This is a genomic window from Tranquillimonas rosea (assembly GCF_900111315.1).
GTDB classification, from domain to species: domain Bacteria; phylum Pseudomonadota; class Alphaproteobacteria; order Rhodobacterales; family Rhodobacteraceae; genus Tranquillimonas; species Tranquillimonas rosea.
In genome coordinates this window covers 39288-52605 of record NZ_FOGU01000010.1, presented here as the reverse complement: position 1 = coordinate 52605, position 13318 = coordinate 39288, and the positions used below count along the sequence as shown (strand labels likewise).

Sequence of the window (13318 nt, the reverse complement as noted above, 5' to 3'; positions counted from 1 at the left end):
ATTCCTAGCCGTCGACCCGGTTCACCAGGCCAAAGCCCGTGCCGATCAGGTCCACCACCGTGCGGGCCAGCGTCACGGGGCTTTCGGTCGCCAGCACGACGTCCTGAGGCTGGATCTCGAAGTTCTTGGCGCTGAACAGGCCGTCCGCGTCGGTCAGATCGATCGAGAACACGACCCGCTCCTCGCGCGGCCCGCGGACGCCGGCGGCCAGCGACGACCGCGGGTATTCCCGCAGGATCAGCACGCCCTCGGGATCGGCGCGGGTGTCGGTGATGCCGCCGATGGTCGAGATCGCATCCAGCGCCGTCATCGTGTCCTTGGTGAAATAGACGATCTCTTCCTTGCCGGCAGCGCCGAGCGACAGGAAATAGCGGCTGTCCTCTTCCACGATCACCTGGTCGCCCCCCCGCAGCACCGTGTCATAGCGCGGCTCGGAATAGAGGCGGCCCACGGTGGTCATGTAGGTCTCGGCGCCACGTTGCAGGCGGACGCGCGGGTTACGCAGCGACGGCGGCACACCACCGCCGCGCGACAGCAGCGACAGGACGGAATAGTTGCGGTCCGGCAGGGGATAGCTGCCCGGGCTCTGCACGCCGCTGACGAGATCCACGGTATTCGACCGGCCCGGCTGCACCGTCAGCACCACCTGCGCCGACGGCGAAATCGATTCGAGCTGGTTCTGGATCGCCTCGCGCGCCCGCTCGGGGCCCATCCCGGCAATCCGCACGTCGCCGACATAGGGCACGAAGATGCGGCCCGAGGGCGAGACCGTCAGATCGGTGAGCGGGACCGAGCGCTGTTCCAGCGAGGTCAGCAGCGAGTTGTCCGAGCTGTCCCAGATCTGCAGGTTCACCATGTCGCCTGCCGCGATGATCGAGCCCGACGCGCCCTGCGGCTGGATCGGCCATTGCGCATGCTCGGCATTTGGCTCGGGCCAGCTGTCGACGGCGGGCAGCAGATCCCGGGTGACTCGGTAGAAGGCGAAGCCGGGATTCTGGGAATCCGACGGGCGCGTGATCTCCGACTCGATCGCCGCGCCACGCGGCAGCTTGGCGCAGCCCGCAGCGACGAGCGTGGCAGCCATCATCGACGACAGGACGGCGCGGGTGGCGAACGGGCCCATGGCGCTCCTTCTGTTTTTGTGCAAATCCATCTCGGAAGCCCCCTGGGCGCACACATTACCCAAGCACTCTGGCGATGCAATCAGCATGGGTCTACGTAGGCAAAATCACAGTGATCCGTCCGGCCCCGTGATCCTGGGAGGCGGCGGGCTTGTCGGGCGTATGCTGCGACGGGCCTGGCCGCAAGGGGCCGCACCGCCCCTGTGGCACGACCGGCGCGCGGGGCCGCTGGCGTGGGACATGCTGGCCGAGGCCCCGCCGGACCTGCCCGAGGCGCCGGCGACGGTCGTCTGCCTGGCGGGCGTGACGCCGAAAAGCCGCTCCGGCACGCTGGACGAGAACACCGCGCTGGCGCTGGCCGCGCACAAGGCGGCGAGCCTGTGGGGCGCGCGGCACCTGTTCGTGGCCTCGACCTCGGCGGTCTATGGCACCGGCGCCGGTCCGCTGCACGAGGACACGCCGCTGGACCCGCAGCCCGGCTACGGCGCGGCGAAGGCGCGGATGGAGGAGAGCCTGCTCTCGCTCGCCGACAGCGGCGGACCGGCGGTCACGGTCCTGCGGATCGGCAACGTCGCCGGCGCGGGAGAGCCCTTCGCCAGCGCCGAGCGCGCCCGGCGCGGCGGCGTGCCGCTGCAACTCGACCGCTTCGCCGACGGCGGCGGGCCGTCTCGCAACTTCATCGGGCCGGGCACGCTGGCGCGGGTGCTGGCCGCGCTGTGCGACCATGCGGTGAGGGGAACGCCCCTGCCCCGCGTGCTGAACGTCGGCGGCCGCCGCCCGCAGGAGATGGCCGACATCCTCGACGCACTGGCCTGCCCGTGGGAGTGGCGCCCCGCGCCCGAGACGGCTATCCAGCGGCTCCACCTCGACACGACCCGGCTTGCCGCGCTTTTCGACCTGCCGGCCCAGAGCGCGACGGACGTGGTGCGCGATGCCGCCGCCGCGACGGTGACGACATGACCCCGCAGAAGCGCGCGCTCGACCTCTTGCTGGTTTTCCTGCTGTCGGTGGTGCTGGTGCCCGTCCTTCTGGTGCTGATGGCAGTCTGCTGGATCAAGCAGGGGCGGCCGATCTTTTACGGGGCCGAGCGGATGCGGACGCCGACCGAAGGCTTCACGCTCTGGAAGTTCCGGACGATGACAGTGTCGTCCGGCGACAGCGGCGTCTCGGGGGGGGACAAGCGGCACCGCATCACCCCGCTTGGGCGCAAGCTGCGGCATTGCCGCGCCGACGAGCTGCCGCAATTGTGGAACGTGCTGCGCGGCGACATTTCGTTCGTCGGGCCGCGCCCGCCGCTCCGGCAATATGTCGAGCGCTGCCCCGCGCTTTATGCCGAGGTGCTGAAGTCGCGACCGGGCATCACCGGGCTCGCCAGCCTGCGCTATCACCGGCACGAGGAATTGCTGCTGGCCGCCTGCGGCAACGCCCGCCAGACCGACCGCGTCTATGTCCGCCGCTGTGTGCCGCGCAAGGCGCGGCTCGACCTGATCTACCAGGCGCGCCAGAGCCTATGCCTGGACCTTGCGTTGATCTGGGAAACGGCGCGCCGGGGGCTGGGGCTCAGTTCTGGACGTCGACCACGCCAATCGTTCCTACCGCGTCGCTGACATACTGCTCGACCTTCTGCATCGCGCCGCTCGGCTTGAACCAGTAGGTGTTGCGGAAGCTGCCGTCCTCGCCCTCGCAATCCTCGTAGACGATGTCCGCGGGATAGGTCCGGTCCAGCACCTGCACGCGGGTGCTGCCGCCCGAAGTCAGCGTACAGAAATAGCGCGACCGCGCCGTCTGCTCGTCGCCCCTGAGGTAGTAATGGTCGCGCACCACCCGGCCGCGGGCATCCGCCGTGATCTCGGGCAGGTCGGCCGACATCAGGTCCTCGCCGAAGCCACGCGTGGCTGCGAGCTGACCGTTGCGGATGGTGATCGTGCGTTCGTCCGACGATTCCCACGTCGTGCTGCGGCCGTTCGTGGCAACCAGACCGACGAGCGCCGAGCCATCGACCCGGTTCAGCTCCAGCAGCAGCACCGGCGATTCGAAGTTGCGCAGGACCTCGGGCGGCGTGGTGACTCGCGGCGGCGCGTCGGGGCCCGAGATGGCGCCACGCACCGCGTCGCCGGCTTCGCCCAGAAGCGACTGATCGTCGCCCGAGCCGCAGGCCGTCAGGGTCGCGACGGCCGCCAGGGCGCCGACCAGACGCATCGTTGTCATCGCCATACCCGCCCCCATTGTCCGGCCAGTTCGCCGCGGTGATAGTCGCGCACCTGATCGTAGAGCCGGCCGCTGACCGACAGGCGGGCGCCGCCGTCGCGCTGGATCGGGCGGATCGTGGTGCTTGCCGTGTTGCGCGTCGGTTCGCCCAGGAACCACGAGAACGGGATCGAGACGCGGATGCCCTTGTCGAACGAGCCTTCGCCGAATTCCTCGGCCGAGACGTCCGTGAAGGTCGCGAAGGCCCCGACGCTCCACCCGTTGTTGAACTCGCGGTCGAGCGCGATCGTCGCACCGTAATCCCCAGCAAGGTAGCGCCCCACATCGAGCTGCGCGTGATAGCCGGCGCCGATGTCGTAATAGGCCGAGACATGGCCCGTCGCCACGTCGTAGTCGCGGAACCCGAAGCCGCCGTCGTAGTCGCGCTTCTTGACGTAGTTCAGCTCGGCGCCCAACCCTAGGCGACTGTCGACCGGCTTCCAAAGCAGCTCGGTCGAGACGCCGCCGAACATCTTTTCCAGGTAGCCCGCGGTCACGCGACCATAGAGACTCGGGCCCGCATCGAAGTAATACGCCGCCTGAAGCCGGTCGATCGAGGGGTCGCCCTCTCTGGCATAGCGCACGCTGTCTGTACGCACTGCGGGCAGCTGCGTGTCCGTATCAGGGTCCGCCTCGTCGATATTGCCGACGACGCTCTTGCTGACGGCGCCCGAGAATACGAGCCCCGGCGCGGCCTCGTAGCTGGCTGACAGCTTGGCGCCGATCTCGGCGCGGACCGGGCTTTCCGGGTCGAAATAGCTTTCCGAGACATAGGGGCCGAGGTTCCAGGTGAACCGCGGCAGCAGCTCATCGTTGCGGACGGCCACGGACGAGGCCCGGCCGGCGTCCTGCAGACCGGTCACGGCAAGCAGCTGATCCGCTCCGTCGGGCGCGGTCTCCAGCGCCTCGACGTCCGAGCGGCGCAGCACGACGGCCGAGGCCGGGATGCCGTTCACGACGGGGACGATGCGGAACGTCTCGACCGAGGCAGGCATCGTGCGGGTCAGCGCGCGGGCCGTCCGCCCGATCGCCTGCGCCTCGGCGTCATAGCGCTGGTTGCGGATCCGGATCTCGGCGACCTCGGCCTCGGCGGCGAGCGATTGCACCCGGATTCCCTGCGGCTCGAGCTGCTCACGCGTGGCGACGAGCAGCGCCGGAACCGCCTCGGCACTGGTGGTCCAGGCAGTGTCGTACGCTTCGGGCGCGGCGCTGCGCTGCGGGCGCGGCTGCACCGGCGTCGGCGCCGGGCCCCGGCTGCCGAGAAGCGGCGGGTTCTGCGGATCGGCGCTGAAGCTGACGCGCACGCCCAGCTCCGAGCCATAGAGATAGTAGGCCCCGAGATCGACATTCTCTGACCAGCGATAGGCCAGCCCGAGGTTCACCGACGAGCGCCGCTCGATCACCTGCGAGGACGGCAGCCTTGCCTGCCCGCGCTCCAGGTCGTAGGCGTCCGACGAGTATTCCGCCATCAGGGTCAGATCGTCGGTCGCCTGCCACGAGATGCCGGCGAAGGGCGCGGCGGGACCGCGGAAGAACTGGTCGACGTTCGGCTCGCCCCCCTGCTCCACGTCGAGTGGATCGCGCTCGCCGAACGGAGATCCAAAGGAATTGGCGCTGCCGAACCGGCCCCAGCCGACACCGGCAGTGACCTTGACGTCCGGGCCGAACGTCTTGGTCGCGGCGACGTATTCGGCCGCCGACACGCCTGTTCCGGCAAAGTCCTGGAACCCGACCTTGAGCGCGGGAAGATAGGCGCTTTCCTTCAGCAGTTGGAAGGTCAGGTCGAAACTGCGGTCGAAATAGTCGTCGAACCCCTCGTAATCGAGGTCCTGGAAGCCGCTGTAGCGGAAGCTGGCCGAGATGCGCGGCGCCACCTGGAAGCTCAGCGTCGTGCGGGACAGGCCGCCGAAATAGGACACGGTGGTCGAGAGACGGCCATCGGGCTGTGTCTCGCCGGTCGGCATGTCGATCAGCCCGGTGACGCCGTAGAAGTTCAGATGCGGCCGGTCGGCATCCTGCGCGACGGCGGGAAGGGCCGCGCCGGACAGAGCGAGCGTGGTGGCGATCAGGCGGCTGGAGCGTGGCACGTGACGACTGTCCTCTTTCGCTCGGCGCCCCGCGGACCGGGACACCCTGTCTCATCTACCAGCATTCCGGTCCGGACATTATCCGCACCGCGTCACCGGGCACCAGACCGCGCCGCGAGTGTGGCGTGTTTCCCACGCCGCGGGCATCGCTGGGGTCAGGCGCCGCGGCTGTCGGCCACCTCGGGCGCGACATAACCGTCGACCCACCGGGTGACGAGCGCGCGGGCGGCGGCCTCGTTGCCGCTGGCCACGGCCTCGCGCAGGGCACGGATCGCTGCGGCGACCTCGAGCTCGGACAGGCAATCCTCGCGGGCGGCGAAGATCTTCTCGTGCGCGGTGGTGAGATGCCCCTCTCCGATCAGGAGCTCTTCGTGCAGCTTCTCGCCGGGGCGCAGGCCGGTGACGTGAATGTCAATGTCGCCCTCGGGGTGTTCGTCGTCGCGCACCGCGTAACCGGCGTCCGAGATCACCTGCCGGGCGAGGTCGACGATCTTCATGGGCTTGCCCATGTCCAGCACGAAAACCTCGCCGCCCTCTGCAAAGGACCCGGCCAGCAGGACGAGGCTCACCGCCTCTTTCTGGGTCATGAAGAACCGCGTCACCTCGGGATGCGTGATGGTGACGGGTCCGCCGTTTGCGATCTGCTCCTGGAACAGCGGGATGACCGAACCGGACGAGCCCAGCACGTTGCCGAAGCGGACCATCGCGAACACGGTGTGCTCGGCCCGCTTTGCGAGATCCTGGACCACCATCTCGGCCAGCCGCTTGGAGGCGCCCATGATGTTGGTCGGCCGCACCGCCTTGTCCGACGACACGAGGATGAACCGGCCGACGCCGGCGGCCTCGGATTCACGGGCCAGCGTCCATGTACCCAGCACGTTGTTGGCAAGGCCGACCAGCGGGTTCTGCTCGACCATCGGCACGTGCTTGTAGGCGGCCGCGTGCAGAACGACCTCGACGCCGTGCTCGGCCAGGACGTGCCGGACGAGACGCGGTTCGGTGACCGAGCCCAGGATGCTCACAATCTCGGTCCCGGCTTCGCGCGCCAGTGGCGCGAGCGCCTTTTCGGCCTCGTATAGAGCGAATTCGCTGATCTCGAAGATGACCAGCTTGCGCGGCTTGCAGCTGAGCACCTGCCGGCAGAGTTCCAGCCCGATGGAGCCACCGCCGCCGGTGACCAGCACGGAGTGGCGCGCGAATTTCTTCGCGCTCGCCTTGAGGCTGGGATCGACCGCCGCGCGGCCCAGCAGACGTGCCGGCGGGATCGGCATCATCTTGTCGATCAACGCCTCTTCCCCGATCAGCTGGGCGAAGGACGGCAGGGCCTGCACCTCGAGCCCATTCCGCTCGAGCCGGCGGGCGATCTGGGTCTGCTTCGGCAGCGACAGCGACGGCATCGCCAGAAGGACGCGATCGACCTGAAGCTCGGCCACGATATGCGGAAGGTCCACGGGCCGCAGCACCTTGAGCCCCGCCACCCGCAGCCCCTGCAGCGCCGAGTTGTCGTCGACGAAGGCCACCGGCTCGATCGAGCGGTCGGCGGCCAGGGCGCGGACAAGCTGCATCCCCGTCGTCCCGGCCCCGTAGATCAGGACGCGGCGCCGTTTGTCGGTCCGCCGGTAGATCGCCAGCACCAGTTCCAGCATCACGACGCGGCTCGCCGCCAGCAGCAGGAAGTAGACGATCCCGAAAACGACATGCGTGCCGATCGCCGCCATCACGGCCGCGTTCGCGTGCAGCGCCATCGAACAGGCCGCCACGAGGATCGCCAGAACCCCGAGCCGCCCCATGCAGCGCAGGTCGTAGTTGTTCAGTCGGATGTCAGGAATGCGCAGGAACCGCGACAGCGCCGCGGTCAGCACCATCAGCAGGAGCAGCATCACGCCGCGCTGCGGCATCATCAGGTCGAAAACCGCCGCGTTGGGCTGGACCGCAAGGGTCACGAGGTAGGCGACCGGCACCAGCAGAACATCGACGCAAAGGAAGGCGAGACATTTCTGCGCCCGCGACATACTCAGAAAAAGCGAACTGATCAGGGACATTCAGGACCGTTCTTTACGCGACCCCGACGGATGCAACGGGCACCCGATCGACGACATTGTGATTTGAGATCGCTGTGAGGATGAGACGCTCGGCGGGATCGGTTGTGTGAGTACCTTTTCAGCTAAAGCACAGACGTTAAAGGGGTGGAACCCTTTCTTGACGCTATGCGGAAACTTGCCGAAGCCGTGACATAAGACACACCATCGCGGCAGTGCAGCACGGGAAAACTGCAGGAATCGTGCATTTCCGGAGCATCCCGCACCGGGGCCTGAGAGCCACCTGGGAGACGGCGGATGGCGTGCGTGGACCCTTTGCGAGCCCGTGAGCGAATCACCGTCGGTAGCGGCGACGCTTGTCAACAATGCATACTTTGATGACAGGACGTGGATTGCCGCGTGCGCCCGGGCAAAAAATACGCCTCGGTAACATCACGTCACCGAGGCGCCTGATTGAAAAATATTTCTGTCGAGACGACACCACTCACGGAAAGATCGCTCTCGAGGCAACCAATGGACAGAGTTTCGCCGTAGCGCAGCATTTTGTCAAGTTGACAATTTCATTGACCGTTCGCTTCCGCGGTGTTTTTTTGATATACGATATTTAGATGTGATTTTACATGACGAGTTGCGTAGATGCCTGATCTCGATGCAGTTTATGAGCTTCGCAAAATGCTTCGCGAGATGGAACGGGACATCGGGATCGACACGCTCAGCGAGACAGAGCGGGACGTTTTCCTGGCGGCGCGGAACCTTTCGGACAGCCCGGGCGATTTCGTCGAATCCGACGCCATCCGGAACCACGACCTCGTGCGGTCGACGGCGCAGGCGACCTTTCATAGGACCCTCCGTGCGCTCATCGATCTCGGGCTGCTGAAACGCGCGAAGGGCTTCAAGACGAAGCGCTACGTCGTCCGGAGCGACCTTGTTGCCGCAGCGTCACGCGGACAGGGTGACGGCACGGGTTGAGCACGCCCGGCCTGTGCGGCCCCGACGCCGCGCGCTAGGGTCGCGCTCCGATGACCACCCTTACCGCCATCCGCCCGCGCCTTGCGCCCTTCGCCGTGATCACCGGGGCCTACGTCCTGTGTCACGGCCTGGTCGCCCTGCTCGTGACGCCATTGCAGACTCGCCTTTTGGGAGATGTCACCGCCTTTGCCAGCCTTCTCTACCTACCGCATGGCGTTCGCGTGCTCGCGACATGGTACTGGGGCTGGCTGGCCGCCCTGCCCCTGTGCCTTGGCGCGTTCTTGGCCGAGCTTCTCTTCTCGTCCACGCCGATCGGGACGATTACGCACCCGGTCCTGCTCGGCTCGATCCTCATGGGCGCCGTCTCGGCCCCGCTCACCTTCGAGCTCTTCCGCAGGTTCAACACCCCGCTGGGACGTCACGGCAGCCGGCAGGTGCGCTGGACGGGCCTGATCGCGGCCGGTGCGGTGTCCTCAGTGATCAACTCGGTCGGGCAGACGCTGATCTTCGGCGGGCTGATCCTGTCGGAGCAGTTCCTCTCTGTGCTCGTGCTCTACGCCCTCGGCGACCTGATCGGGCTGGTGGTCTGCATGGTCTTCATGATGCTCGTCTTCCGGCACTTGCGGACCCGCGGCATCTAACGCCGATTGCCGATTGCATTGGCGGTCTGGCGCGATCACCCTTTGCCGCGGGAGGATCACCATGCGCCTGACGAGCCTTGTCGCCATCTGCGCCGCGACCGCCGCGACGGCGGGCGAGCTGCCGCCGCCCGTGTCGGACGCGGCCTTCCCCGAGGTGTCGAGCGCCGAGGCCGAGCTGGGCCGCGCGCTGTTCTACGATCCGATCCTGTCGGGCAACCGCAACATATCGTGCGCGACATGCCATCACCCGCGCTTCGCCACCGCGGACGGCCTGCCGCTGGGGATCGGCGAGGGGGGCATCGGGCTGGGCCCCGAGCGGCATGTCGACCCCGAGAACCCGCCCGAAGAGCGCATCCCGCGCAACGCGCCCGCCCTCTTCAATCTCGGCGCCGCCGAGTTCACCCGGATGTTCCACGACGGCCGTGTCGAGGTCGACGCGACCCGCCCCTCGGGCATGCGTACCCCGATGGAAGACGAGATGCTAATCGGCTTCTCGGGCGTGCTGTCGGCGCAGACGATGTTCCCCGTGCTCAGTCAGGACGAGATGGCCGGCCATTACTCGGAGAACGACGTGTCGCAGGCCGTCCGCATGGGCCGGATCACCGGCGAGGGTGGCGCCTGGGACCTGCTGTCGGACCGCGTCGCGGCGATCGACGCCTATGGCGCGATGTTCCGCGCGGCCTACCCCGACATCGCCGCCCGGCGCGACATCGCCTTCACCGACATTTCCAACGCGATTGCCTCCTTCATCGCCGTCGAATGGCGCAGCGACGACTCTCCCTTCGACGCCCACCTGCGGGTCAAGGCGCCGCTGGAGGGAGCGGCGGCGCGGGGCATGGAGCTGTTTTACGGGCCAGCGGGCTGCGCCGACTGCCATTCCGGCCCGTTCCAGACCGACCACGGGTTCCACGCGATGGGCGTGCCGCAATTCGGCCCCGGCAAGGCCGCCCGGTTCGAGCGTCACCAGAAGGATATCGGGCGCATGCGCGTCACCGGGGATCCGGCAGATGCGTACCGTTTCCGCACACCATCGCTGCGCAACGTCGCCAAAACCGGCCCCTACGGCCATTCCGGCGCCTTCCCGACCCTCGCCGGCTTCCTGCGCCACCATATCGACCCGAGGGCCGGCGAGGCCGCCTATGAGCCGCTGGTCGACCTGCCCGACGGGATCGGCCACGGCGATGCCTTCGCCCCGCTCGCCAATGCCGAGGAACGGGCGGCTATCCGTGCTGCGGTGGAACTGGCTCCCATCCCCTTGAGCGACACCGAGCTTGCCGAGATCGAGGCGTTTCTGAACAGCCTGACCGATCCCGTCGCGCTGCGGGGGCGGATGGGCGTGCCGGAGAGCGTCCCGAGCGGCCTGCCGCTCGACCGTTAGTCCGCGGGTGTCAGCGACAGGTTGTCGGGGCCCAGCACCGCCTCAAGGCGCTGCCCTGCCTCGACCTGCACCCACTCCGTCGCGCGACCGTCAGGCTGGATGATCCGCAGGTCCACCTCCTCCGCCGCGCCGAGACCGAAGTGGTGCGGCCCCGCCTGACCGCCGCCATGTCCGCCACCGACGGTGACCTCACGGGCCTGAACGCTCCCGTCCGGCAGACGCAGCTCGATCCACGCGCCCACGGCACGCGTGTTGGGCGGCGGCGCGGACAGCGAGAGTTGCAGCCAGCCGCCCGCGGCGCCGGCATTGCGATACAGCTCCATCGGCGCCCGGCGGTTGACGACGACCAGGTCCAGGCGCCCGTCCCGGTCGAAATCGGCAAGCGCGGCGCCCCGCGCCCGCTCGGTCGCCGCCACGCCGGCCTCTGCCGCTGCCTCGACGAAGGTGCCGTCGGCCCCCTGGATCAGCAGGTTGTTGGGGTCGCGGGCCGCGTTCGAGGGCATCTGGTCGACATTGCCCTTGGCGATGAACAGGTCCGACCGGCCGTCGTTGTTCACGTCGCCCCACTCGGCGTGCCACCCGGTCGAGGGCCGTCCATCGTCGCCGACGAAGGGGCGCTGCGCATAGGTGCCGATCTCGTAGGGCGCCGCCGTGTACGTGCCGCCCGGCTCGGCGATCTGAAGCAGTTGGTCCCCCATCGAGGTCAGCATCACCTCGGGCCGGCCGTCGCCGGTGATGTCGCGGCTGGCAATGCCCATTCCCCAGATTGAGACCTTGTCCCATCCGCTCTCGTCGCCCAGCTCGCGCATCTCGTCCAGCCGCCACATCTGCTCGTAACCGCCCGAGACGTAATAGTGCCGGTCGTTCGAGATTCGCAGGTCGCGCCGCCCCGTCCGCGCCCAGTCCGAGATCAGCATCGACAGCGCGCAATAGCCCGGCGACAGGATCTCGGGCGCCTCATAGCGCGCGCCGTCGCCGCGATAGAGCAAATTGTCGTCGCAGGTGCCGAACGGACCCTCGGGATCGTCCCGGTCGACGTAGTTTCCGATGGCCAGCGTCGGCAGCTCGCGCCCCTCTTCCCACGTCGCGGCAAAGGCGGTCGACCAGTCGTCCCGCGGGGCCAGACCGAAACGGTCCGTCGCGTCCTCGAAGTGGCAGTCGCCGGTGCCGCGCAGGATCACGTTCGGCCCGGCGCGCAACACCACGAGGTCGAGCGGCCCGTCCCCGTCCAGGTCGATCGGCCACGCGCCGGTCACGCCGGTCAGCTCCGGGATCTCGGCCGTCTCGAAGGCGAGCGTGCCCTGCTCCGAGATGTTCCTGAAAAGCTGCGCGGGTGCCGCGCCGCCAGCGGCAAAGATCTCGGGCCGGCCATCGCCCGAGCAGTCGAACACCGCGACGCCCCCGCCGACGAAATGCTCCCACCCGCCGGAATAGACGTGGTGCGGCAGGACGGCCGAGGCATCCTCGAAGACCGGCCCCCCAGCCAGCGCGGGTCCGGCGGTCAGAAGCAGGACGGCGACCCCACGCATCATGTCTCCGACAGCGCCCCCGACGCGCCCAGCCGTTCCGAGGTGACATAGCTCAGCGCGAGCGCCGCCGCGCCGCGAGCCCAGATCAGGTCGCCCCAGGCATGGATCTCGACCCGCGGGGCCGGACGGTCGACACGGATCGCGATCGCCTCCATCTCTCCGAGAACTTCGTCCGCGTACAGGAAATCGTATTCCAGCCGCTCCCCGGACAGGATGATCATCTCGGGGTCGAACAGGTTCACGACATTGGCCAGCCCCACGGCCAGGTATCGCCCCGCCCGCCGGAAGATCGACCTCGCGGCGACGTTCCCGGCCTTTGCCCGGTCATAGAGCCGCGCCAGCAGCACGTTCGACGGCACGCCCGCGGTCGCCTGCCAGTCCAGCGCCGTCGACGCCTCGCGGACGAGCGCATAGTCGGCAACGTAGGCTTCCAGACAGCCCCGCTGCCCGCACCGGCACAGCGCGCCGTCGAGCTGCACCTTGGTGTGCCCCAGCTCGGTGCCCAGCCCCCGCGCGCCCCGGTAAAGCCGATTGTTCAACACCAGCCCCATGCCGACGCCATGCTCGATCGTCACGACCGCAAAGTTCGACACCGCCCGCCCGTCGCCGAACCACAGCTCGGCCAGGGTCAGGAGGTTGGCATCGTTGTCGATGATGACCGGGACCCCCAGGCGCTCGGCCACGCAGTCGCGCAAGTTCAGGTCCGCCCCCTCGATCAGCGGCGACCAGAGCGCGATCCCGGCCTCGCCGTCGATGAAGCCCGGCACACCCAGCCCGACGGCCAGGATGTCCGAGCGCGACAGCCCCGCATTCGCGAGCACGCCGTCCAGCATCAGCGCGACCTGCTCCAGCACCTCCGCCTCGCTCAGCCGGCGTCCGGACCACGGCACCGCGTGATCGGCGATCTGTCCGCCCGCGAAGTCCTGCAGCACGGCGGAATGACCGGCCGACGAGATCTTGATTCCGGCGACGACCCCGGCGCCCGGCCGCACGGCCAGCGCCACGGGGGGCCGGCCGCGGGGCGCCTCGGAATCGCGCGGCGGCGCGGCGACCTCTTCGAGATAGCCGGTCGCGATCAGCTCGGTCGTGGCCGCCGTCACCGAGCCGGGGCTGACGCCCAGGTTCCGCGCCGCCTCGACGCGGCTCATCGTGCCTTCGGCGCGCACGGCCTCGAAGATCTGCTGCCGCAGCGGCACCGCGCCGTCCTCGCCGCCCGGCCGCACGGGCCGCAGGGGTCCGCAACCGGGCCGGGCCCCGCCGCCCCAGTCGGAGCCGCCATCGCGCGTGCAAATTATTTCGTCGGCCAT

Annotated in this window: 11 protein-coding genes; 5 read left to right on the top strand and 6 right to left on the bottom strand. The window is 68.5% G+C overall.

Annotated elements, in window-relative coordinates:
- Window positions 1-4 precede the first annotated feature (4 nt).
- The gene (locus tag BMZ25_RS15785; protein ID WP_092695339.1) at window positions 5-1123 is read right to left on the bottom strand and encodes a polysaccharide biosynthesis/export family protein; all 1119 of its coding nucleotides are present in this window, start codon (window positions 1121-1123) and stop codon (window positions 5-7) included.
- 160 nt (window positions 1124-1283) lie between these two features.
- Between BMZ25_RS15785 and BMZ25_RS15780 the strand changes: the two genes are divergently transcribed.
- Together BMZ25_RS15780 and BMZ25_RS15775 are read left to right on the top strand one after the other, a co-directional pair.
- Entirely contained in the window at window positions 1284-2081 is a 798-nt protein-coding gene (locus BMZ25_RS15780) for an NAD-dependent epimerase/dehydratase family protein (RefSeq protein ID WP_177190490.1), read from the top strand.
- Window positions 2078-2728, top strand: a complete 651-nt coding sequence (locus BMZ25_RS15775; RefSeq protein WP_092695335.1) for a sugar transferase — start codon at window positions 2078-2080, stop codon at window positions 2726-2728. Before BMZ25_RS15780 ends, BMZ25_RS15775 begins: the two co-directional genes overlap by 4 nt.
- Here BMZ25_RS15775 and BMZ25_RS15770 read toward each other — a convergent pair.
- The 3 genes from BMZ25_RS15770 to BMZ25_RS15760 form a co-directional block, all read right to left on the bottom strand.
- The gene (locus BMZ25_RS15770) at window positions 2682-3335 is read right to left on the bottom strand and encodes a YjbF family lipoprotein (RefSeq protein ID WP_177190489.1); all 654 of its coding nucleotides are present in this window, start codon (window positions 3333-3335) and stop codon (window positions 2682-2684) included. The two genes, BMZ25_RS15775 and BMZ25_RS15770, sit on opposite strands and share 47 nt — an antisense overlap.
- Window positions 3326-5455 carry a YjbH domain-containing protein gene (locus BMZ25_RS15765; RefSeq protein ID WP_092695331.1) on the bottom strand — a complete coding sequence of 710 codons (2130 nt, stop codon included), beginning with the start codon at window positions 5453-5455 and terminating at the stop codon, window positions 3326-3328. Before BMZ25_RS15765 ends, BMZ25_RS15770 begins: the two co-directional genes overlap by 10 nt.
- A 155-nt stretch (window positions 5456-5610) precedes the next feature.
- Window positions 5611-7497 (bottom strand): polysaccharide biosynthesis protein, encoded by a 1887-nt coding sequence (locus BMZ25_RS15760; protein ID WP_092695329.1) that lies wholly within the window; start codon window positions 7495-7497, stop codon window positions 5611-5613.
- A gap of 669 nt (window positions 7498-8166) precedes the next feature.
- Between BMZ25_RS15760 and BMZ25_RS15755 the strand changes: the two genes are divergently transcribed.
- From BMZ25_RS15755 to BMZ25_RS15745, 3 genes are all read left to right on the top strand, one after another.
- Window positions 8167-8463, top strand: coding sequence for a hypothetical protein (locus tag BMZ25_RS15755; protein ID WP_235859899.1), 297 nt, complete (start codon window positions 8167-8169; stop codon window positions 8461-8463).
- A 50-nt stretch (window positions 8464-8513) separates the two neighbouring features.
- Window positions 8514-9104 (top strand): hypothetical protein, encoded by a 591-nt coding sequence (locus tag BMZ25_RS15750; protein ID WP_092695325.1) that lies wholly within the window; start codon window positions 8514-8516, stop codon window positions 9102-9104.
- A 61-nt stretch (window positions 9105-9165) separates the two neighbouring features.
- Complete coding sequence (locus BMZ25_RS15745; protein WP_092695323.1) at window positions 9166-10482, top strand: cytochrome-c peroxidase; 1317 nt, start codon at window positions 9166-9168, stop codon at window positions 10480-10482.
- Here the strand turns inward: BMZ25_RS15745 and BMZ25_RS15740 are convergent.
- Window positions 10479-12011: a CRTAC1 family protein gene (locus tag BMZ25_RS15740; protein ID WP_092695321.1), complete on the bottom strand. Its 1533-nt coding sequence runs from the start codon at window positions 12009-12011 to the stop codon at window positions 10479-10481. The genes BMZ25_RS15745 and BMZ25_RS15740 overlap by 4 nt on opposite strands.
- Window positions 12011-13318: an ROK family protein gene (locus BMZ25_RS15735; RefSeq protein WP_092695319.1), complete on the bottom strand. Its 1308-nt coding sequence runs from the start codon at window positions 13316-13318 to the stop codon at window positions 12011-12013. The genes BMZ25_RS15740 and BMZ25_RS15735 overlap by 1 nt, the downstream gene beginning before the upstream one ends.